The sequence below is a fragment of the Caldisphaera sp. genome (genome assembly GCF_023256325.1).
Lineage (GTDB): Archaea > Thermoproteota > Thermoprotei_A > Sulfolobales > Acidilobaceae > Caldisphaera.
Map to the genome: position 1 here is coordinate 1 of NZ_JAGDXI010000031.1, position 22,270 is coordinate 22,270.

Genomic DNA, 22,270 nt, shown 5'->3' on the forward strand with positions numbered 1-22,270 from the left:
CGTCGGCCCCCTAAGCCGAATGTCGGGGGTTCAAATCCCCCCGGGTCCGCCACATCTATTTGTTTATGAATTTTTCTATTAATTAATATTTAATTTTTATATAAGATTCTTTATAAGAAAATTAAAACATAAACAGCCTAATTTTATTTTTGTCATCAATAGAATCTTGTATGAAATTCAAAAATTTTTACTAGTTAAAAATGTTATAAATTGCTTAAAGATTCTTTGATTTTGTTCATATCATTAATTAAATCTTCTTCGTTTACTTGCAACCTACCTTTTAAAGCAAATGATTTAAAATCTTCAATTCTATTTTGAAGGACATCTAAACTTACTTTTGGAAATCCTTGATAGGCATCCATAACTGAAAAATATTTGTCATTTATATCTCCTTCTCTGACAGGGATTAATATAAGATGATAATGAGGAACTCTTAAACCCCTTGCGATTAGGGCTATTGCTTTAGGATTAAATGCTTTTATCATTGCTTTTCCAATCATATTAACAGTTTTATAGAAACTGTAAATCAAGTCATCTGGCATTTCGTAGAAATAAACAAAATGTTTTTTCGGTATAACTAGAGTCTGTCCCCTTGACATAGGAAAAATATCCATAATTACCATTACCTTATCATCGGAATAAACTGTATAAGATTTTTCTTCACCCCTTGCTATTTTACAAAAAACATCTTCCATTAATAGCTCCCTACCCATAGTTTTCTTCATACCGCAATCCGTTGGGGTCAGCTTTATTAATAATTTTGAGTTCTTCTTCATTTAACGCATTAATTGTATCTACTTTTTCTGGAACAATTATTTTCATACCTCCTGTATTTGATACAACTTGATCAATATTGAAGCCCTGTAACACAGCTTTTAATATAGGTCCTTTTTTTGTAAATTCGATTAAAGCTTTGTTTGTACATAAAATTGTTTTTAAATTATTGTTTATCCTTGTTGTTCCGTTTCCTGTTGCAAAGTCAACTTTCTTAACTAATACCCTAGGATCATGCCTGGCCCATATTATTATTTTCTTAACTATAGGATATAAATAAGCAGTTGCAGCACCGCCTGGAAGTTTAACCTTGGGATTATCATAGTTACCAATTGCTGTTAAATTTATGTTTGCTTCTTCATCTATTTGAGCTGTTCCAAAATACATAAGATCCATTTTACCTTTTGCTGCGATATCAAATGCATCTATAGTTGTTACGGTTGCTATATTTCCTTGCTCAGAATAAGGATCTCCTGTCGAAGGTCTTACCATTACTTGGTTTGGATCTGTTAAGAATGGTTCCGCAACACTATGATAAATAAAATCTTTTTTAAGATATAAAGAAGCGTATACCATAGCTAATTGAGGCAATAAGCTATCTAAACCATGGTATACATAATCCTTATCCTCTATAAAGCTCCCTAAACACTTTATCATAATATCTGTAGGCCTTGCTGACATCAATACCACCTCTTCATTAAATTGTTGCTAATCCATTCCATAGCTTTACCTTCCTTAGCATAGTTATAATAATCGCCTATAGCTTTATAATCAGCCTCATATATAGGATACATCGCTGTTGGCCATGCACCATTCTTAGAATTAACAACTGCAGTTACATGAAGTAAGGTCGAAGATAACTGTTCTGTGTTTCTTTTCTTAAGTTCTTCTTTATCTACAATTTTTTCCGCTGTTATTATCACTTTTTTAGCAGCCCTTATTTTTAATTCATCCTCATATTTTGGACCTAATATAACTGAATTTCCATATTCATCGCTCATGTGTACATGAATTATAGCTACATCTGGTTCAATAGATTTAATTATAACAATATCTTCATTAGTAAATGGATCCTTTATGATTTTCCACGTATTTCTTTTTTCATGTATTTTAACTAAATCTGAACCTATTATTCCTCTAACAGGCATAAATGGAACTCCTTGAGCTCCTGCCCTTAATCCAGCAATAACTGCCCCACAAGTATCTTCTAAATAATCGACTTGCTTTCTTTCGGCTGCCTTTCTTACGCTTGGAGAAAGGCCAAAGTGTTCAAATGTTGCCATAGCTGCTCTAATCATTTTAAGCTTATTAGCTGCAGTTAAAACATCTAATCCAAACCCTGGCTCTCTATCAACAAAAGACAAATCCTTTTTATTTGAATTAATTAGAGCCGCAATGAAACTCATTGGATTTCTAAAGAATGTCATTCCACTGATTGTAATTAAATCACCGTTATTTATAAGATCAACCGCTTCATTTAAGCTCATAATTTTACTAGTGGGCATAAACACCTACCTTTTAATTAATGTATTCATCAGAGTATATATTTTTTTACTATTAGGAATTATAAAGATAAAGATAGGATGTTAGTCCTTGATATCATTTTTATGAATTCTACTTATCAAATTGATATATTTTTATAAGCAAGAAAATGATTTATTTTATTAATGCAAGTATTCCCGCTAAAAGTAATAGAATAAAACCTATTCCAAAACCTCCAAAAGCAATAGGTATAGATATGAAGGCAGATAATATTAGTAAAATTCCTGAAGCAACTTTGTCGTTTATAGAAATACCAATAGCGGCAAGTATTACAGATATACCACCAATAGCTAGTGGAAATAGCATAAAAGAATATCCATAAGCATAATAATGCCTGTAGTATCCCATCATACCTCCCATAAAGCCATATGAATAGTAAAATCCAGTTAGTATAAAAATAGAAAGCATAACTGTTACCAATAATACTAACAAAAGTCCTATTAAACCCAATATTTTATATGTTTCCAATTTTCCACCTAAAATTATGTTGATTTTTTACCTTATTAATTTTTCATCATAATAATCAGTTCCAGTTATAAATTAAAGAGATTTAAAAAATTTAAAATTGAATAAAATAGTTTAATTTAGGTGTAGTTAAAGATTGATTATTATTTTTCTAAATATTCCAACAAGTCTGTTATCATGACTTTAGCTGTTGAAATCGCTGGTCCTGCAGGACCAGTTAAAGTAATTGTATCGTTATCAACATTAAATACGACGCAGTTATAATTTTTGGACACTTTAGCAAGTTGAGAATCCATTTCTATTTCCTCTAAACTTATCCTTTTGTTGTTTCCGTCAAAATATGCTATATATTTTACTCTTTTCCCTTCGTTTAATGCCCTTCTAACTCTTTCTTCATCTACGTTTAATAAAGATTCTCTATTGACTTCTTTTATTGTAGATGAAATGCCTAAAGTGTTTAATATTATAGTCAACTTTGCTGCTGCATCATAACCATCTATATCGATTTTCGGATCAGGTTCAACTAAGCCTAGCTCTTTGACTTTTTCTATGGCACTTTGTATTGAATATCCATTCTCAATTAAACTTAAGATATAGTTTGTTGTAGCATTTAATACTGCCTTAATTTCCTTTACGTTTCTTCCTTTGAGTCCTTTCGCAACATCAATAGCAGGGGTACCGGCCATGACTGTTGCTCTATATCCGAAAAATAGGTTTTTGGTTTTAGCTTTCGCCATCAAATAATTAAATTGTAATGCAAGACCGGTTTTATCAGCAGTAATTATGTTAACATTATTATCGAGTAATGTATTATATAGTGATAAATTAGGTTCTCCATTATAATATGATGGGGGTATTGTTATAAAAGCTATATCAGGCATTAACTCATTGATTATACTTAATAAATCTTTATTCTCTTTTTCTCCTTTTGGATACTCATTAATTAAATTTTTTAAATCTGATTTCCAGTTAGTTTTTAATTTATAAACTCCCTTGGATGTTAATACAGCTACAATTTTTATCTTGTCAATAGAAATTATTTCTCTAGCTAAAGCTTTTCCCACGTTTCCAAAACCTATTAATATCCCCTTTTTCACTTTAATCTCCACTAAAAACTTTATAGCAAAGTTTAAAATTATTTAGCATTTAGAATTTAAATTTTTAATTGCTATATTAGTTGCTTCGTAAGGATCTTTAGCCTTGGTTATTCCTCCCCCAATTATTATAATATCTGCCCCAGCCGATGATACCAATGGCACTTCTTCAGGCTTAATACCTCCAGCTACAGCAACTATTCCTCCAAAATTATCTTTTATTTTCTTTATTAATTGGGCGTAATTTCCTGCAGTTACACCCATTTTTACCTGAACATCAATTCCTATGTGAAGTAATGCAACATGAACCTTAGAATTCTTTAACTTTTCCACACCTTTCAGAATATCATCAACTCCAATAAGGTCTCCATAAACAATACCTCCCCATTTGTTTGCTTCATCAACAGTTTCTTTTATTGTTTCTATATTAGTTGCCGCTGATACAGAAACAGCATCAGCTCCATTATTAAATGCTAGATTTGCCTCTAAAGCTCCAACATCCATGATTTTTAGGTCAGCAAAAACTAAATGATTTCCCTTTAAGGAGCGCAATAATTTAACAGAATTGATTCCATAAGATTTTATAAGAGGAGTTCCTGCCTCTAGAATTAGGTTTTCTCTTCTCTCAACACTCGATGCTATAGAAATAGCTGAATTTATATCAGTAAAATCAAGAGCTACTTGTAATAGTTTTCCACACTTCTCTAGCCTCTCTATGAATTTTATTGTCAAACAGTTCACCGCTTTATAATTTTTGTTTTTAACTTTAAAAATGATTATGTTTAAGTGAACTTGGCTTAGTGAAACTCAAGGATTTCAATGCTATTTAATATTGCTTGTTAATTAGAAAGATTTATTAAATCCCATAATTATTAACAAAATTGTCAGGTGAACTATTGTGGGTAGAAATTTTAAGAAACTTATTAAATATTTTTCATTTGTGTTTATATTTGTATTTATTCTTGCTGTCTTCAGCCCATTATCATTTGCGCTATCAAATAAAGAAAACAATAATGGCGCATACTATTATGGACCTTCATTAAATGGCACTTATATAAATGAATTACCGAAAAACACTATGATTAGCTTTTCGATATTTTTCCCACCAAAAAACTATACTTATCTTCTATTTCTGTCACAAGAAGTAGCAAATAAACAAATGAAGCCATTAAATAGGAGTGAAATAATGAAAATGTTTGCTCCTTCTTCTCAAGAATTTAATGAAGTAATAGATTTTCTAAAATCACAAGGATTCATGATAACTTATCAAAGCCCTGATAGACTTTCAATTATGGTTGAAGGTCCCGCTTATTTGGTCGAGAAATTATTTGGCACAGATTTTGGTCTTTATAGAAGCTATAACGGTATAATATATTATGCACCTAATAGCAACCCTAAAATACCATCTATATTATCTAACACTTTAATATTTGGATTAAATAACTTTACTCAATTTAAGCCTCCTTACATAGTTTCTGGAAAAATAATAAACAAATATTTTGTCCCATTAAATAGTTCTAGTTATAAGCTGTTAAGTAATTTTAATTTTAGGAAATATCAAATGGCAGGGGCAATCACTTATTATACTCCTGGAGATTTTGAAGGTGCATATAATGTTACGAATATAATGAAATACAGCAATAGAACATCGATTGCTATAATAGATGCATACGGGGATCCACTAATTTACCAAGATTTGTCTCAATATGATTCAATGTTTGGTCTTCCCAGCGTAAACTTAACTATAGTGCCTATAGGTCCCTATCATCCGAGTTTAGGAATTGGAACTGGTTGGGATATTGAAACAGCATTAGATGTAGAAGCAGCGCAAACAATGGCTCCATATGCCCATATTTATTTGATTGTAGCATCAAATCCTGCTAATGCGTTATTTGAGGCAATAGATTATGTAGTAAGTTTGGATTTAGCAAACGTAGTATCAATGAGTTGGGGTGCATCAGAAAATACAATAGCCTTAACTGGTTTCTATACATCAGATCCTTATTATGCGCAAGCACAAATGAATTTGGGTTATTCATATGCAGATTACTATTTTGCACTAGGTAGTGCTGAGGGAATATCATTCTTTGCGTCTAGCGGAGATGAAGGAGCTTATGGAGGCACGCCTGAACTTTATGGAGGGGTTATATTCCCTTCAACATCTCCCTTTGTAACTGCTGTTGGAGGAACATCGTTATTTGTTAATGTAACTTCAGGCTACCTATCAGATATGAACTCAACAGGTACTTATGGGTATGAAAATGCTTGGTCAGTTTCTCCACTTTATGGAACCAGCGAAGTAGCTTCTACAGGAGGATATTCAACATTGATACCAAAGCCATGGTATCAAATAGGAGTTGTAAAAGGAACCTATAGGGCTGTTCCTGATGTCGCTGCCGATGCAAATCCATATACAGGCTTTGTTGAAGTCGTAGACGGAGGGTTAGTAGTGATCGGGGGAACAAGTCTAGCCTCACCATTGTGGGCAGGAATAGCTGCGGATATTGATGGATATCTGAACACAAGTTTGGGATTACTGAACCCATTATTATATGATATATATGAAAATAAAACATTATATAATATGGCATTCCATCAAATAAACTTTGGATATAACGGCTATTATTCTTCTAATGGAGGATATAATTTAGTGACAGGATTAGGTAGTCCAAATGCTGGTTTATTAGCCAATGCAATAAAAACAATTATTAATAAGAACCACTTAGAGGTCTCAGTAACAACATATCAAAATGGTGCGCAATATCCATGGTATATGTATAACACATCTTTTGAAATAATATCAGATATAGCATATCAAAATGGTTCCATTGTTAAAACAGGAGACTTCAATGCGTATATTTATACATTAGGTGGATTAATAGAGAAAGTACCGCTAACATTTAATGGGGAATACTGGGTTGGAAATGTCTCTATAATGCAAGGAATGCCTTCAAATCTTTGGACAATCGTAGTTAATGGAACATCTAGTAATAACTTAACTGGGTTCGGAGCAACAGATGTTGATATAGGCGTTGGTTTAGCTATAATTTCTCCGCCAACCCCAATACCATATCCATTTGGACCTCCATTATTTGCTAATTACCCATTTAATGTAGAAGTATATGCTACTTTACCTAATGGTAACCCAGATGTAAACTTGTCTCTAAATGCTTATTTAATTAAAAATGGTGTCGTTTATTACAGTTCCCCGTTAATTTCAGAAGGTAACGGTCTATATTATGGCGAAATGTTTTTGCCATATCCAGATCCACAAGGATCTTATATATTAATGGTAAATTCATCAGAAGGTAACGTCTATACATATGAATATTTTGGAGAAGCTATTCTTTTAAGTTATGTTATAACTCCAGTAAATGATGGATTGCCAAGTGCTTCACCAGGAGAAACAATAACACTAGCTGCTTATGTAATAGATCCTCTTGGCTTAGGTATGTATACGAGTAACGTCTACGCTAATATTTATAATTTATCTAATTATTTAGTAGCTAAAGTTCCGCTACAGCCTACATCTTCAGGTTTTCAAGTTGGTTCCTATACAATACCATCTAATTTGACCCCAGGTTTTTATAACGTCGTTTTTGTCTCAAATGAGTCAACAGCAATTAGCCCGTTATTTGGATATGCGAATCAATCATTCTACGTTTCTCCATCGACTTTAAGCACAAATATAAAATCAGTTTCTACTGCATACGAAGGACAGTATATAAAAGTATTTGCTAACATAACATATCAAAATGGAACAGCTGTTAAATACGGTACATTTACTGCAACTTTAATACCTGATCAATACTATTCTCTATTGTTACCTTTTAGCTTTACTATTGGAATACCCTTGCAATATAATTCATCGTTAAACGAATGGTATGGAGAACTACAATTACCTTCATTAAGTAGTCCTGGTATATTTGCAGGATTAAGCTCTATGGAAATGTCTGGTCCATGGTCAATTACAGTTTCAGGGGAAGCCGCTAACGGTAATGATGAAATATCAACTCCTTATAACTTATATCTAGAACCATATACTTTCATAGGTTCTTTAGTTATTAATCAAAGTAATTATACTTCATTGCCTATGGGATCATCTATTGGTAATAGTATACAAGGGATTTACTCTTATAATTTAATAGTGAAAAATGCATCTTTAATTATAGAGAACAGTATAATAAATAATTTAACAATAGTAAACTCTACCGTAAAGATAATTAATTCCCATATCAACGCATTAATTGCTAACAGTTCAAACATAAGCTTGCTAAATGATAACATAGGCCCAGGAATAGTAGGTCTATTATTAATAAATAGTAAGGCAAATATTGTTAATTCTGTATTTGAAGATCTATTGTATGCGTTTTCACAAGAAAACAGCAAAATCATTTTAAGTGGAATAAACGAGTATAATGTGACTCATCTGTCTAATGTTACATTACCAAAAATCGTTTCTATATATCCAATTAATATAACACAACCTATAAGTTATGTGGTTGTTAATTTAACTAATAGCAACTTTGTTCCTATACAAGTTTTAATTGATGGCATATCAGTTAATTACTCTTATAAAGTTATAAACGGTTTAATAGAGTTAGTTGTTCCTTTCAATTCTACTTCTATGCCTGATGGGGCATATATAATCACTATTGTTGTAAGCAACGGGTTGTCCTACAATATTAGTACAAGGGTTTATAACAATTATCATTTGTTATCACAAAGTCTGTTGATAAATAGCGTTGAAAGCAGTTTAACAAAATATATTAACTCTGTCTCATCTAACCTTAATTCAACGTTTACTACAGAAGTTGATAGAGTACTAGATAACATTAACTCTGTCTCATCTCAACTACAGTCCTATATATTATCAAATGTTACTTCACTAAATAACAAAATTAACTCTGTCTCATCTAACCTTAATTCAACGTTTACTACAGAAGTAAGCAACCTTAAAAGCATGATAAATTCAGTAAACTCCACAGCTCTAGCTGCTAGCAAAAAAGGTTCAACATCTTATGCAATAGGAGCTTCTGGGTTAACTGTTGGTGTAATCGGTATTATTATAGGTGGTATAGCTTTAGCCATGAGGAGGGTGATAAAATGAAGAAAATAATTTATTCTGCTTTAATTTTAATACCTTTATTGTTAATAAATATCGCGCCATTTGGACATATGCAAGTAGATAATAAATATTTGTACAATAACAAACTAGCGAACATCACGGTATCTTCTTCTCTTATTAAAAAATTAAACGGAAATGATGGTTATTATTCATTCGAAGCATTTAATATAATGCCTCCCAACGTTACTCCAGTCGTGATTAATGTAGCAAAAAACGCTTACTTTGGAGAAAGCGGTATGAGGCCTTATACTGAAATAGTTAATATACCTAAGGGGAATTACAGCCTGATATTAATGAATGTATCTATAAGCGAACATAATGGAACTCAATATGATAGAGCATTCTATATTTTTGCTAACGGAACACCTATATTTTGGGGATCTACACAGGAAATTCTGAACTCAACATCAGAGGCTGATTTAACTTTATTTGAAAAATTGTTATCTGGACCAGTTGAATTTCAGATTGTTTTGCCAAATTATATAGCGCCTAAAATAGGTATAACAGGATACTATTTAGTAAATGTAACATTGTATTTATACAATGGAACACCTCCCAATAATTTGCCTAATTATTTCATACCATTGTTTACTAATAATTTTGGGTATTCTTATACGGTATTAAATCCAAACAATGATATTGCTACGCAATCGATAGAAATTCCTAATGGAACTCAAAAATCTATGCTACTATTATATGAAGAGGGTGGAGAAAATGATGAATTCTGGTATACTAATGAACCAGCTATAAGAAATATAGAAGTCTATTATAACAATGAACTAGCCGGTATCTTAAACCCGTTCGAGACAATTTATACTGGAGGGATTGATTTATTTTATTGGAAACCTTTAACATCAATTAATACTTTATCGTTCCACATGCCATATTATATTGATTTAACTCCATTATTGGCCTTAGGAAGTAATGTCACATTATCAGTTACTGTAAGTAACTTGATTCAAGCCGAGGAATTAATGCAAACTCCTTATTTTACATGGGATATATCAGGAGTATTAATGCTTTGGGTTAATAGCTCGAATCCATTAATTTCAGGAAAAATACTAACAATGAAATCTAATTTAATGGATACCCAACCAATATTAATACCGGGATACACCGGTATGTATTATCAAGAAGGTTCCAGCTATTACATAAACTATACATCAATTTTGAATTATAAGTATGGAAAAGAAATTGCATCGTCTGCCCAATCAGGAGCAAGTATAGCTAAACAAACATTTTCTTATTTCAATGAATATGCATTTTTAGATGAAAAATTCAGCGAGTATTCTTACGAAAAAGGTTTATTCAATTCGTCTCTTTCAATAAATGCTAATTATCCGGTGAGCCTATATTATGATTTCTTCGAGGCTCCTATTACTAATCCAGAAATAATACCATTTAATGCAACGTATTTGCAAAATGGCACAATAAGCCTGAACCCGTCATACTCAATTACATATATCAACGGAAACTATAATCTAACCGAGTCTTTTAATTACAACTTAAATGCCATTGGCGGATTCAGTGGTATATTAGAAATAATAAATCAGTATGGAGGAGCAGTTTTAGTTGCACTAACAAATAATAATGCAATTGTTACTAAATCCCTAGAGGCTATTTATTTAGTTAATGGTGTTGGATTTAATGAAAACTTCTATGCTGAAGCCATACAAAATAATACAATTAATCTTGCTGGATATTTAATAAAGTATTATAAATCTATCCAAAAGGTATCAAGTAGTAATGTTATGCCGCTAGATTCTGTTTCAAAAACTATAAATAATATGAGACATTATTCGTTTAGTAAATTGTATAGCAAATTTATTTTATAATTTATTTTTATTTAAAAACTTATTTATTTTTTACAAGATAATGTAACTTCTGTTCAATTCGTAATTTATATAATACATATCTTTATTTCTATTTTGTGCTAATATTTAGCAATTACTGCATATTGGGATAATTTTTAATTCGTAATATGATTTACATAATTTTTATCCTAATTTTATGCTTTAAAAAATTAAATATTTACATTGTAAGTTGATATATTATATATTATTTTTATATACTGATGCGAATGCTTATTAACATCGGTAAAAATTGATAATAATAAAAGATTTATCAAAATATTTTAAAAATTAATTAAATAAAATTAATTGGTTCTCAATTGTTAAGAGTTGTCGGTGCTTTCCTAATAATTTTTAAAGAATTAAACCATCTGTTGATCAATAACGTGTTTTCTGTATATAATAATGCATGATCTTCGATACCTCGTATATGAAGAACTTCATAGAATGAATCTTTCATATTTTCATAAGAATAATATCCTAAATTATTAAAAATTAGTATTATATAGGAATATTTATTAACTAGAATGAAACTTTTAATAATGACTATTTAAAAACAATTAAAAAATGTGATATCATGAGTTTTAAGGATTTTGTTAAGTTATTTGGACCAGCATGGATAGCTCTGATGGCAGATGCAGATGCAGCAAGCATAATTGGAGGAATATCCACAGGAGAGCAATACGGTTATAGAATGATCTGGTTTGTATTAATATTATCAATTCCGCTCTTTTTTATACAAGAAGCATCAGGGAAGATAGGAGTCATAACGAATTCCGGTATTGGTAAGTTGATTAGAGAATACTATTCAAAAAATGTATCAATAATAGCAATTTTTCCTGTTTTTTTCATTGACTTTTTTACATATCTAACTGAGTATACTGGTATTGTAATAGGATCTTATTTAATCGGCATAAATCCATTAATAGGATTAATAATATTTTTTACTTTACATATAGCGATTGTTCTATCTAAGAGATACGAGTTGACTGAAAGAATTTTAATACTAATCTCGCTAATATTAATTATAGCCTCTACAATAGCAATTTTTCCAAAACTATACTTTAATGAAAGTATATTTTACTTTTCTACATCAAAAAGTTTCTTATATTATATTGCAATAAACATTGGTGCAGTAGTTACTCCTCCCTGTATGTTGATTTATCAAAGTTCCTCGACGGCAATTAAATATTCAAAAATTGATGTGGATCAAAGAACTAAAATCAGATGGGTAAGCTATGAAACAATAATTGGATCAATTATAACAGAGATTTTAATTGTTTTCTCAGAAATTATTGGAACTGGTATTGGCGATATAAATCCTTTAGATCCTTATCAGTTGATATTAAGCCTTGGATATCTACATTATATATTTGGAATTCTGTTGATTTCATCAGCTTTTTTAACGCTAATTGTGGTATCTTTAAGTAGTTCGTGGGGTCTATTAGAAGCTCTAAATAAAAATAACTTTAGAAATATGTTAAAAATATATACACTAGAATCTATTCCAGCAATCATTATAGTATCTTTTATGATTAAAAAATTTTCCGTAGTATTAAATTTTGCTTTGACATTGCTTTCTTTATCACCTTTGGTTGTGACTATTCCAGCAATATTAATAGGCATTATATTAAGTAATAGAAAGATTATGAAAGAAAACGTTTATTCGAGAAGAAGAATTATAATCTATTATGTAATAATAATATTAATAGCTGTTGGTGGTATAATTGGATTTATAAGATAAAAATATTTTTATCTTAGAAGCATCAACTAAGAATATCATAATCTATGATATTGTATGTTTTAGATTTATTTAATAACTCATAAATTATGTTAAGAATATGAATTAACATATAAATTATTTATAGATTTTTTTGAAATATATCTAAAGAAAAATTTAAATATCTAAAGAAAAATTTAAAATCAGGTGAAAAATTGATAGAAGTAAAAAATGTATCAAAAAAATACAAGGATTTTAAAGCATTGGATAATATATCATTTAATGTTAATAATGGAGAAGTTGTAGGTTTTGTTGGAATAAATGGAGCAGGAAAAACAACAACGATTAAAATATCTGCAGGTGTTTTAAAGCCAACAACAGGTAGTGTAGAGATCGATGGATTTGATATAAGCAAAAATAAGGTAGAAGCGTCAAAAAGAATTGGATGGGTTCCAGAATCACCAGTTTTTGAAGAGAATTTTAAAGCAATTGATTATTTCAAATATTTGGCTGGATATTACAAAATAGGAGGTAAAGAGGCAGAAGAATTAGGTATAAAGCTTTTTGAAGAAACAGGAATAATTAATGCAAAAAATAAAAAATTGAAAGAATTTTCTCAGGGAATGAAGAAGAGGTTTGCTTTAGCTGTTTCTATGATTGCTAATCCGTCTAACTATTTATTTGATGAGGTATTAAATGGATTAGATCCTCAAGGTATAGTATTTTTCAGAGAGTTTGCTAATAGAGCCAAAAAAGAAAATAAGGCCGTTTTATTTTCATCTCATATATTAAGTGAAGTTCAGAATATAGCTGATAGAGTTATAATCATACACAAAGGGAAAATATTAGCAATTAAAAATATGGATGAAGTAGTTAAAGAATCTAAAAAAGCAATTAGAATTGCTATAAATAATCCTGATGTTAATATTTTAAATATATTAAGTAAATTTGGTGAAGTCAATAAAATAAATGATGATGTGTTTGAGATAAAGGGAGAAGTATCTTCGGAATATATAAATGAATTGTTAGTTAAAGCAGGATATAAGGTAAGTAAAATAGAGCAAGTAGGAGGTCTAGAAGAATACTTTTTAAATTTAATCGGAGAAAAGGTGGAGTAAATGAGTTATGCTATGGAATATGATATAAGGAGGAGCATAACCAAACCATTGGTTATAATTTTATTAGTAGGATTAATTCTAGCAGGTATAGGCGTAGCTTATTTGGAAGGTCAGGTATCTTTATCACAAATAACTAAGTATTCTGTAGTGCTTTCCTATAATGTAACTTCTAATCAAACTGAAATATTAGGCTTGGCTTTGAATCCTCAAGGGAATCCCATAAAAGATGCAAAGATATTTATAAATAATGGATGGGTCGAAACAAATTCAAGCGGTTATTTTTTACTAGCAATTCCTTCAGGGAAAAGCTACTCTATAATGTCACCTACAACTTTGCAAATTTCAGGTATAAATTATACTGCTTCAGTTTCTTCCATTGGAGTTGTTAATGTAAATTTAAAAAATAAATCAGCAGTATTGTATGTTGGAAGTTATTTGATTAAAAATAATTTTAATAACATAACTTCTTACAAGGTATATTATTCTCAAGAGAGTCTTGAAAATTTAATGAGAGGAATATTACCGAAAAATTATACATATATAGGCAATATATACGGCTTTTCAACTGCTAAGTTTTCTATACCCATAAATTTAAGCGAACCTGATATTATAGTTTTATTGCAATCTATTAATATTAGCTCTAATAAAGTACCTGAGTTTAACTTTACATATTCAACTGTTCTTCCTCAACTCGAGGTTTCAAATATTAGAGATACGGCAGTATCAACTGCATCATATATTTTTGCGGAGTTTTTCCCATTAGTAGGCTTATTTTTAACTAACGAATTTATAGCTAGCTTGAGGAGTAATGGTGCTATAGAGTTTATAGCATCAAGACCAATAACAAAAAAACAGTTGATAATATCTAGATATATTGGAGGCTTATTTGCATTAATTATGGGATCTTTAATAACGTCCATATTAATGCCTATTACTGTTTCATACATTCTCAATACATCTACATCTTTAGCCACAATAGGAAAAATGTTTGGAATGCTTTTGGTAGATACTATTGGATTTTATTCATTATTATATTTGGTTGCAGTTCTTGTTAGGAAGAACTTTATAGCTATAAGTATAGTTTTATATCTAATATTGTATCTATTCAATATAATGAATATAGTAGCGATTATAGCTGATATGCCAAAACTAATGTATGGAACTCCTTACGGTTTATATGAAATAGTCATGGGAGGCTTTAATTTTGGTTTTAGTTTTGCTATAAATTATATATTAGTAACGATAATAGGCATTATATGGATAGCTTTACCAATAATATTAGCTATAATAATTTATGATAAAAATGATTCGCCATAATTTTTTATTAAATTACATTTTCTCTTTAAATTCTTTCCTAGATTTGAATTGCTCTCTTAATTCCCTCTTCAATATCTTTCCAGAAGGTGATTTTGGTAACGAATCCACAAATATTATTTCCTTAGGTGCTTTGAAATGAGCTAAATTATTTCTAGCGAACTCCATTATTTCCTTCTTTAATTCCTCGCTTTTTTCATAGTTATCCTTCAAGACAACAACTGCAGTAACTTTTTCAATCCACTTCTCATCAGGTAATCCTATAACTGCAACTTCTTTTACTGCAGGGTGCTTATATATTACTTCTTCAACTTCCCTTGATGAAACGTTTTCACCACCAGTTTTTATCATATCCTTTTTCCTATCAATAACGTATAGGTAATGATCTTTATCCCACATACCTATATCTCCGCTGTGGAACCAATCATATTTAAATGCCTCCATGGTTTTTTCAGGATTCTTTAAATAACCTATCATAGTGTGAGGTCCTCTACCTACAATTTCCCCTGCTTTATATGGTTCTTTTATTATGTTTCCTTGTTCATCCATCAGTTCTGTCATCATGTTTAGTAATTCTTTACCAGCAGTACCAGGTTTAATTTCATGATCTTCTGGAAGCAAAGCTGTGTGCGCTGGAGCTAACTCAGTTTGCCCATAATAATTGACAAACTTTGCGTTTGGAAATTCTTTCCTCAATCTATTTAATACCTCAACCGGCATTATTGCTGCTCCATAATATATCTTCTCAATAGATGATAAATCGTATTTCTTAAAGTCAGGGTGATTAACAATACCAATCCATACTGTTGGAGGGGCAAACATGCTATTAGCTTTGTATTTTTGAATTGCCTCCATTATTAGCTGTATATCACCCTTGGGTAAAACAATGTTTGTTGCACCGAGCCAAACGCCCACTGTAAGAACTGCGTTTTGTGCAGTATGATATAATGGCAATGCATTAATTACTATATCTTTTGATTGAAAATCACCAGAAATAATAACACTAACGTATTGAGATATGAGGGATTGATTTGTGTGTATTACACCTTTAGGCAAGCTTTCAGTTCCACTTGTGTACATTATAGTTACTGGATCCCATATGTTTAATATTTTATCTGGTTCCTTATCACTATAGTTCTTCAATATATCATTAAAGTCTACGAATTTTTCGTTATTAATTTTATCCTTCTTATTTAATGCAACAAATTTTTTAACATAGTTAAACTCTGGTAAGACATCTTTTATTTGACTATAAAATGAATCATCTAATAAATAAAATTTGGATTCGGAATTATTAATTTGATAGATTACATCCTTCCCAGTTAAAAGGTAGTTAATCGGAACCAAAACCCCTTTTGCTTTATAAGTTCCAAACATTGATATAACAAAATAATCACTATTAAACGAATGAATAGCCACTCTATCGTAATCTTTTAGGCCATTTTCTATTAAAAAGTTTGCAAATCTATTAGACAAGCTATCTAATTCCTTATATGTATATTTGTTTTCAACATTATTAAAACCATAATAAATTAATCCATGTTTATCTGGATATTTATGAGAGACAAATTTTGGAAAGTCAGCAATAACCCATCTCATAATTTTATTAAACTTTTTCATAAGTCTAATAGAATTATCTTCATTAATCTCAGACAGCAGCAAAGAGAGTTCTTTATCTTCTCCACTCATTTTCCCACCTAATTCAAGTAGGATAAAGTGCGTATAAAAATATAAACACAATACTGTATATATGTTATTCAATGATTATTTTTATAATACAAAATAATACAAACTAGTTAAGTATATTTTTATAATTAGTATATTTTATTGCTGTGGTGTGACTATGCCGTTAGATGTTAATGTAGAAAAATGGATAGAAACTCTTCCAAAAGATGTATTTAAACCAAAAAATGTTGAGGAATTTAGAAGATTTATGGATGAAGGAGTTAAACTGATTATGAGCTTTTCACCTAAAATTGAAATGAAGGAAATATATAAAATTGAAATTAATGGAACAGAAACTAAAATACCATCATACATTTATATACCCAAAAACGTTCAGACTGATGGAACATTGGTTTATTTTCATGGAGGAGGATTTATTTGGGGTTCATCTTTAAGTTACGATAACATATTAAGATATTTAGCAAATTATTGTAACTGTAAAGTTGCATCAATAGATTACAGACTAGCACCTGAGTATAAATTTCCAGCAGCTGTTATAGATGCGTTTGATTCGATAAAGTATTTTTATGAAACAGATAAAAAATTAGCTGTAGCTGGCGATAGTGCTGGAGGAAATTTAGCAGCAGTAGTAAGTATTTTATCCCGAGACGAAGGAATAAAGTTAAATGCGCAGGCTCTAATTTATCCAACTGTAGGGAATGATATTTTTTCTCAGTCAATGAGAGAATATTCTAATATATTTTTAACAAGAGATTCTATGAGATTCTTTTCTAGCATGTATTTAAGTAATCAAAAAGATATATTAGATTTTAGATTTTCTCCAATTTTAGCTAAAGATCATAAGAATTTACCTCCAGCCTTAATAATAACTGCTGAATATGATCCATTGAGAGATCAAGGAGAATCTTATGCTTCAATATTGAATAAATCTAACGTTGAAACAGTTCAGATAAGATTTGGAGGTGTTACTCATGGATTTATTTCATTATTGGGACTAGTCCCTTCTGCTGAAGTAGCATTGCAAATAGTTTCTTCTTTTATTAAATCTAGATTTAATAAATAAATTTTTATTTTTTGCTTAAAATTTATATATTTATTTTTTAAATAAGCTACAGGCAAGCAATAAGTGATTAAAATGAATCCAATGATCTATGCTTGGATATTTTGGATAGTAGGAAACACAATGAGCACAATATTTGGAGCGTATTTAGTTAAAAAGTATAGGAACACCTATGGATTACCGACATTAATCGTATTATATTCTATATATTCTGTAGGGGCAAATATTTTAGCCTCAAGAATTACAATATATAATATTATAATACCATTTGTTGTTTCTGGAGGCACGTTGATTTTCCCCTTTGTAAGTCAATTAGATGATATGATAAATGAAGTATATGGAAGAAGGAGAGCTTATATTGCTATAAGTGTTGCATTAATATCAAATATATTGATGGCTACTTTTATATTAGCAGATGCAGTGTTACCAGTTCCAGCTTGGGAAGTAGATGCAAATAAATATTGGATTCAATTTATGGTTGCAGCACCTAGAGTGATGTTAGCATCGTATATAGCTTTTGCTGTCGATGAGCTATGGAATGCCACAATATTCGCCAAATTAAAAAAACAAGCATATAGGACTGAAGAAGACTGGAAATCGAATAGAAAAATTATTGCATTAGTTTTAACAAGAGTAACAACATCAGACGCTTCTACTATGGTAATTGATAGTATAGTTTTTTACCCTATAGCCTTTATTGGAATTCTTCCTTATAATGTTGTTATTAATATGATTTGGATGGGCGCTTTAATGAAATTATTATTAGCAATATTTAATTCTCCTTGGTATATTATTTATAGAATGCTTATAAAAAATGTTAAGAGGGAATTCTAATAATACTAATTAAATTAAGAATTTTAAAAGATTTATGATTAAAAATTGACCTTATTTTTTCTCATTATGGATTCGAATGTTTATCTTTATTATATCAGATATTTCTTCCAAGGTTTTTTTCTTAGTATCTATGCCATATAATAACCAAACAAGTGCCCCACTAAAACCTATTATCCACATACAGGAGCCAATGCTAATACAAAACCCCAAATAAACATTGTAATGGACGAACTTAATATGGCAATCCATTGATTTTTCTCAATTCTATTACTATTATCAATTCTATTAATCTGAATCAGACTCAAATTTAACACCTAATTACTACTATAAGTAGTAATAATTATAAATAGTTCTCTATACGCCTATATAAGTCATAATATAAGATTGATATTTCAGAATTCAAATTAAATTTATAAGCTAAGGATTCAATTTGTATTTTGATGTATCATGAAACTATCCAAGTTCCCATACGATGCAAGAATTAAAAAAGTTCGAAATTATTTAGATTATAATAATATAGATGCTATGATTATTACAAAACCTGAAAATAGTTATTATTTTACGCTTTTTCAAGCAATTATTTATTCAAGGCCTATTATAGCAATTATATCTAAAGTCGGTGATGCAATACTACTCGTTCCATATCTAGATCTTGACCATGCAAAAGAAAAAAGCCCGGTTACAAATATTATAGGTTATAGGAGCGATGAAGAAATTAACGAATCTATTAGAAATGCAATAAAAAATTATAAAATAATAGGCACAGATTCAGATTCATTATCATTTTATAATAAAATTACAGAACTTTCCCATAATCTAAAAATAGTTGATGTAACAGATTTTATTAATGATATTAGATCAGTAAAAGATTATAGTGAAATTGAAAGAATTAAGATAGCAAGCGAAGTAACTGATTATGGAATGAAAGAAGTAATAGAGGGGATTAAGGAAAGGGATACAGAAATTAATATAGCAAGCAGAGCAGAATTTTCAATGAAGATGAAGCTTTCTGAAATTTTAGGAGTAGATGGGTTATATCCATGGATGAATTTTACTGTCTCGGCAGTAATTTCAGGTAAGCGATCATATTATCCTCACGGTTTAGTATCAGGAAAAAAGATAAATGAAGGAGAATCTGTAATAGTAACATTAGACATAGCAGTTGAAGGTTATAGGGCTGAAAATGAAAGAACATTCTTAGTTGGCAGAGTTAGTGAGGATATGGAACAAGCTTTTAATTACATGGAAAAAGCGCAACAAATGGCGTTTAAGTCAATTAAAGAAGGTGTTTCTGCTAGCGATATTGATAGATCTGTTATGGATTTCTTCCGTTCTAATGATCTTATTAAATATGTTAATCATAGAACTGGTCATGGAATCGGCTTAGAAATACACGAATTTCCGAGCATAGCTGAAGGAAACAATACTATTATAAAAAGCAATATGACGTTAGCTATAGAACCAGGATTATACATAAAAAATATTGGCGGATTTAGGCATTCAGATACAGTATTAGTTAAAGGAAAAGACATTGAAATATTAACTAAGACAAGCAAAGGTATAGAAAAACTCAAAATTTAAATAATTTAAACATATAGAAAAACCATTAATAATATTAATTTAAGCTGTTTAATTATTGTTGTGTTAATCAATTTAATACATATTAATATATACATAAATATAAAAGGGTTCTTTCTTTTTGGGGGAAATGTGAAGTTAGATGAATAAGTTTTATATAAATATTGCAATTGTCTTTATTTCTATAATAATTATTGTTGGATTATTTGTCAATTTCATTATTTCGTCATATAATAAATTTAGTGTATCAACAGCATTAAATTCTTCATCTAATTTTTCATTGGAATCAATTAATATTAGTGTTCCAATTTATGTTGTAAACTCAAAGACTTTGTTGGAACAAGTTGTAAATGCATTTAAAACTCATAACGTTAAGGTTTATGTTTCAAATATATCGCTAAGCCAGCTAGATTCCACGCCTAATGATAGTATTATAATAATATCCTGGCCAGAAATAAATTCAAGCATAATAATGAATCTTTCAAGTAAGCCGAAATTAAATTTGACTTCAAAAATTATTTCTGAAATATCTAATTTAATTAATAGAGGTGATATAGTCTCATTATATGGTAATGTGACCTATAGTAATGTAATACAATTTATTTTATCGTACTCATGGGCAAAAGCATTCAATAACAAATTACTACTAGGCATAAATCCCAAAATAAAAGCCGTAGGATATTTATTCGCATATCCAATAATATCTCTTAACTTAAATGAACCTGTTCTCTTTATTGCTAAAGCCGTTAAATCAAGCGGGCTAATAATTGGACCCATATATTTAGATCAATTGCCAAATTTTGTTTTAAATGTAGAAAACTTATGGGGCATGAATTTATTAAATAGTAATTATCCAAAGGATCCTTGTTATGAAGAATATCAAGAATATGAAAACTCGTCCAGTTGGGCTGCTTCTAGTACATTTATATGGGCTGCTTCACAATGGCTTGGTCAATCCAATATATATTATGGCATACCAGCATATAGTGATGGTAATGGTACATTTTATTGGGATTCATGTCTAATAATAAATAAGCAAATTGCTGATGTAGAGAACTTATATTCGATTCCAATGACTATAGTGGGTTACGAAAATTACTATGAAAGTCAAACGATGTATTACAATGGTGGGGAAGTAGTAAGACAAACGGGGGCAATAGATTATTATCATGGATATCAGATGTATCAACAAAGTGAAGTAAATTCATTTGTCAGTGATCCCGGAGGGGGTTCTTTTAGCTCACAATCATGGAATCCTCAACCTACTGGTGCAACATCACAATATACAATAATTGTTGGCCTTGAAGGCGTTACCCCTATAGTTAAATTTGAAGTAACATGGAGCGGTGGACCTAAAGAAAGCATTACTGGTTCATATAATGGAGTATCATTAAACATGAATAACCAAGCTGTACCTGTATATAACATCAGCTGGGATTTTAACATAAATCAAAATGATGAAAATTATTCATTTTACAATGTGTTTAACGATGTAACTCCTCCTGGCATTGTTTTACCAAACTTTAGTCCTTTAAATAACTATAATACAACAATAAATGTTGATTTCTCTAATTATGCATATACAACTTCTAATTTATGTGGTCCTAATACAACAGAAAGTATATGGGCTGATACTAGTTGGATTATAAATATATACCCACAGTCATCCACAAGTGCTGATATTCCAAGCACTTCAGGAATTATATTAACTTCGTCAACTCCTGAAACTCCACTGAACGCTTATATAACTGGAGTATCATCACAAGCTCTTCAACCATGGTATGGATGTATTGCTCCAGGTTCTTAAATTTCATTATGTTATTAATTGATTTGTTTAATGCTAACTTTTTAGCATTAAACGAAGGTTTTGGATCTCATTAAGAATGTCTATATTAAAATTAATATTTACTTGCTAGTTCCTTAACCTTATCTCTTTATAATTATGTTGTAAATGTTTAGTAAACCTTTGTATACATTATATTTATTTTTATTTCTATATTTTATAGATTTTTTATTATAAAATATATATTAACTTTTTATTCAAGTAATAGGTGGTGTATAAAATTGAGTGCAAAATCTGATATAGATTTGTTGAGAAGTTCTGTAA

Annotated in this window: 18 protein-coding genes; 9 read left to right on the forward strand and 9 right to left on the reverse strand. The window is 30.0% G+C overall.

The genetic code is table 11. From position 1 onward, the window contains the following. Positions 1–203: 203 nt before the first annotated feature. From Q0C16_RS04390 to Q0C16_RS04415, 6 genes are all read right to left on the reverse strand, one after another. Complete coding sequence (locus Q0C16_RS04390; RefSeq protein ID WP_292319877.1) at positions 204–725, reverse strand: HIT family protein; 522 nt, start codon at positions 723–725, stop codon at positions 204–206. After that, a complete protein-coding gene (locus Q0C16_RS04395; protein ID WP_292319879.1) occupies positions 706–1,455 on the reverse strand; it encodes a CoA-transferase subunit beta in 750 nt (249 codons plus the stop codon). The genes Q0C16_RS04390 and Q0C16_RS04395 overlap by 20 nt, the downstream gene beginning before the upstream one ends. Further along, positions 1,455–2,279 (reverse strand): CoA transferase subunit A, encoded by an 825-nt coding sequence (locus Q0C16_RS04400; RefSeq protein WP_292319881.1) that lies wholly within the window; start codon positions 2,277–2,279, stop codon positions 1,455–1,457. Before Q0C16_RS04400 ends, Q0C16_RS04395 begins: the two co-directional genes overlap by 1 nt. 151 nt (positions 2,280–2,430) lie before the next feature. After that, on the reverse strand, positions 2,431–2,784 hold the full coding sequence (locus Q0C16_RS04405; RefSeq protein ID WP_292319882.1) for a hypothetical protein: 354 nt from the start codon (positions 2,782–2,784) through the stop codon (positions 2,431–2,433). Positions 2,785–2,924: 140 nt separating this feature from the next. Continuing rightward, positions 2,925–3,878, reverse strand: a complete 954-nt coding sequence (locus Q0C16_RS04410; protein WP_292319884.1) for a hypothetical protein — start codon at positions 3,876–3,878, stop codon at positions 2,925–2,927. A gap of 42 nt (positions 3,879–3,920) precedes the next feature. Beyond that, a complete protein-coding gene (locus Q0C16_RS04415) occupies positions 3,921–4,616 on the reverse strand; it encodes an orotidine 5'-phosphate decarboxylase / HUMPS family protein (RefSeq protein WP_292319885.1) in 696 nt (231 codons plus the stop codon). A gap of 157 nt (positions 4,617–4,773) precedes the next feature. Here Q0C16_RS04415 and Q0C16_RS04420 point away from each other — a divergent pair, with 157 nt between their 5' ends. Continuing rightward, positions 4,774–8,985, forward strand: a complete 4,212-nt coding sequence (locus tag Q0C16_RS04420) for a protease pro-enzyme activation domain-containing protein (RefSeq protein WP_292319887.1) — start codon at positions 4,774–4,776, stop codon at positions 8,983–8,985. Beyond that, a complete protein-coding gene (locus tag Q0C16_RS04425) occupies positions 8,982–10,838 on the forward strand; it encodes a peptide-N4-asparagine amidase (RefSeq protein WP_292319889.1) in 1,857 nt (618 codons plus the stop codon). Before Q0C16_RS04420 ends, Q0C16_RS04425 begins: the two co-directional genes overlap by 4 nt. A gap of 331 nt (positions 10,839–11,169) precedes the next feature. Here Q0C16_RS04425 and Q0C16_RS04430 read toward each other — a convergent pair whose 3' ends face one another. Next, complete coding sequence (locus Q0C16_RS04430; RefSeq protein WP_292319890.1) at positions 11,170–11,313, reverse strand: hypothetical protein; 144 nt, start codon at positions 11,311–11,313, stop codon at positions 11,170–11,172. 117 nt (positions 11,314–11,430) lie between these two features. Between Q0C16_RS04430 and Q0C16_RS04435 the strand changes: the two genes are divergently transcribed. From Q0C16_RS04435 to Q0C16_RS04445, 3 genes are all read left to right on the forward strand, one after another. After that, positions 11,431–12,597 (forward strand): NRAMP family divalent metal transporter, encoded by a 1,167-nt coding sequence (locus tag Q0C16_RS04435; RefSeq protein ID WP_292319891.1) that lies wholly within the window; start codon positions 11,431–11,433, stop codon positions 12,595–12,597. Between the two features lie 191 nt (positions 12,598–12,788). Further along, positions 12,789–13,691 (forward strand): ABC transporter ATP-binding protein, encoded by a 903-nt coding sequence (locus Q0C16_RS04440; protein WP_292319893.1) that lies wholly within the window; start codon positions 12,789–12,791, stop codon positions 13,689–13,691. Next, the gene (locus Q0C16_RS04445; RefSeq protein ID WP_292319894.1) at positions 13,692–15,008 is read left to right on the forward strand and encodes an ABC transporter permease subunit; all 1,317 of its coding nucleotides are present in this window, start codon (positions 13,692–13,694) and stop codon (positions 15,006–15,008) included. 12 nt (positions 15,009–15,020) lie between these two features. Here Q0C16_RS04445 and Q0C16_RS04450 read toward each other — a convergent pair whose 3' ends face one another. Next, on the reverse strand, positions 15,021–16,694 hold the full coding sequence (locus Q0C16_RS04450; RefSeq protein ID WP_292319896.1) for an AMP-binding protein: 1,674 nt from the start codon (positions 16,692–16,694) through the stop codon (positions 15,021–15,023). A gap of 154 nt (positions 16,695–16,848) precedes the next feature. Between Q0C16_RS04450 and Q0C16_RS04455 the strand changes: the two genes are divergently transcribed. Together Q0C16_RS04455 and Q0C16_RS04460 are read left to right on the forward strand one after the other, a co-directional pair. Beyond that, the gene (locus tag Q0C16_RS04455; RefSeq protein WP_292319897.1) at positions 16,849–17,754 is read left to right on the forward strand and encodes an alpha/beta hydrolase; all 906 of its coding nucleotides are present in this window, start codon (positions 16,849–16,851) and stop codon (positions 17,752–17,754) included. 72 nt (positions 17,755–17,826) lie between these two features. Next, positions 17,827–18,585, forward strand: a complete 759-nt coding sequence (locus Q0C16_RS04460; protein ID WP_292319899.1) for a queuosine precursor transporter — start codon at positions 17,827–17,829, stop codon at positions 18,583–18,585. Between the two features lie 170 nt (positions 18,586–18,755). Here Q0C16_RS04460 and Q0C16_RS04465 read toward each other — a convergent pair whose 3' ends face one another. Then, on the reverse strand, positions 18,756–18,890 hold the full coding sequence (locus Q0C16_RS04465) for a hypothetical protein (RefSeq protein WP_292319900.1): 135 nt from the start codon (positions 18,888–18,890) through the stop codon (positions 18,756–18,758). A gap of 142 nt (positions 18,891–19,032) precedes the next feature. Here Q0C16_RS04465 and Q0C16_RS04470 point away from each other — a divergent pair, with 142 nt between their 5' ends. Then, complete coding sequence (locus Q0C16_RS04470) at positions 19,033–20,166, forward strand: Xaa-Pro peptidase family protein (RefSeq protein WP_292319901.1); 1,134 nt, start codon at positions 19,033–19,035, stop codon at positions 20,164–20,166. 139 nt (positions 20,167–20,305) lie between these two features. Then, positions 20,306–21,970: a hypothetical protein gene (locus tag Q0C16_RS04475; RefSeq protein WP_292319902.1), complete on the forward strand. Its 1,665-nt coding sequence runs from the start codon at positions 20,306–20,308 to the stop codon at positions 21,968–21,970. Positions 21,971–22,270: the final 300 nt, after the last annotated feature.

Excerpts from the sequence above, each read along its gene's own strand:
- Q0C16_RS04390 (WP_292319877.1), bottom strand. The coding sequence starts at position 725 with ATGAAGAAAACTATGGGTAGGGAGCTATTAATGGAAGATGTTTTTTGT.
- Q0C16_RS04395 (WP_292319879.1), bottom strand. The coding sequence starts at position 1,455 with ATGTCAGCAAGGCCTACAGATATTATGATAAAGTGTTTAGGGAGCTTT.
- Q0C16_RS04400 (WP_292319881.1), bottom strand. The coding sequence starts at position 2,279 with ATGCCCACTAGTAAAATTATGAGCTTAAATGAAGCGGTTGATCTTATA.
- Q0C16_RS04425 (WP_292319889.1), top strand. The coding sequence starts at position 8,982 with ATGAAGAAAATAATTTATTCTGCTTTAATTTTAATACCTTTATTGTTA.
- Q0C16_RS04430 (WP_292319890.1), bottom strand. The coding sequence starts at position 11,313 with ATGAAAGATTCATTCTATGAAGTTCTTCATATACGAGGTATCGAAGAT.
- Q0C16_RS04435 (WP_292319891.1), top strand. The coding sequence starts at position 11,431 with ATGAGTTTTAAGGATTTTGTTAAGTTATTTGGACCAGCATGGATAGCT.
- Q0C16_RS04445 (WP_292319894.1), top strand. The coding sequence starts at position 13,692 with ATGAGTTATGCTATGGAATATGATATAAGGAGGAGCATAACCAAACCA.
- Q0C16_RS04450 (WP_292319896.1), bottom strand. The coding sequence starts at position 16,694 with ATGAGTGGAGAAGATAAAGAACTCTCTTTGCTGCTGTCTGAGATTAAT.
- Q0C16_RS04455 (WP_292319897.1), top strand. The coding sequence starts at position 16,849 with ATGCCGTTAGATGTTAATGTAGAAAAATGGATAGAAACTCTTCCAAAA.
- Q0C16_RS04460 (WP_292319899.1), top strand. The coding sequence starts at position 17,827 with ATGAATCCAATGATCTATGCTTGGATATTTTGGATAGTAGGAAACACA.
- Q0C16_RS04470 (WP_292319901.1), top strand. The coding sequence starts at position 19,033 with ATGAAACTATCCAAGTTCCCATACGATGCAAGAATTAAAAAAGTTCGA.
- Q0C16_RS04475 (WP_292319902.1), top strand. The coding sequence starts at position 20,306 with ATGAATAAGTTTTATATAAATATTGCAATTGTCTTTATTTCTATAATA.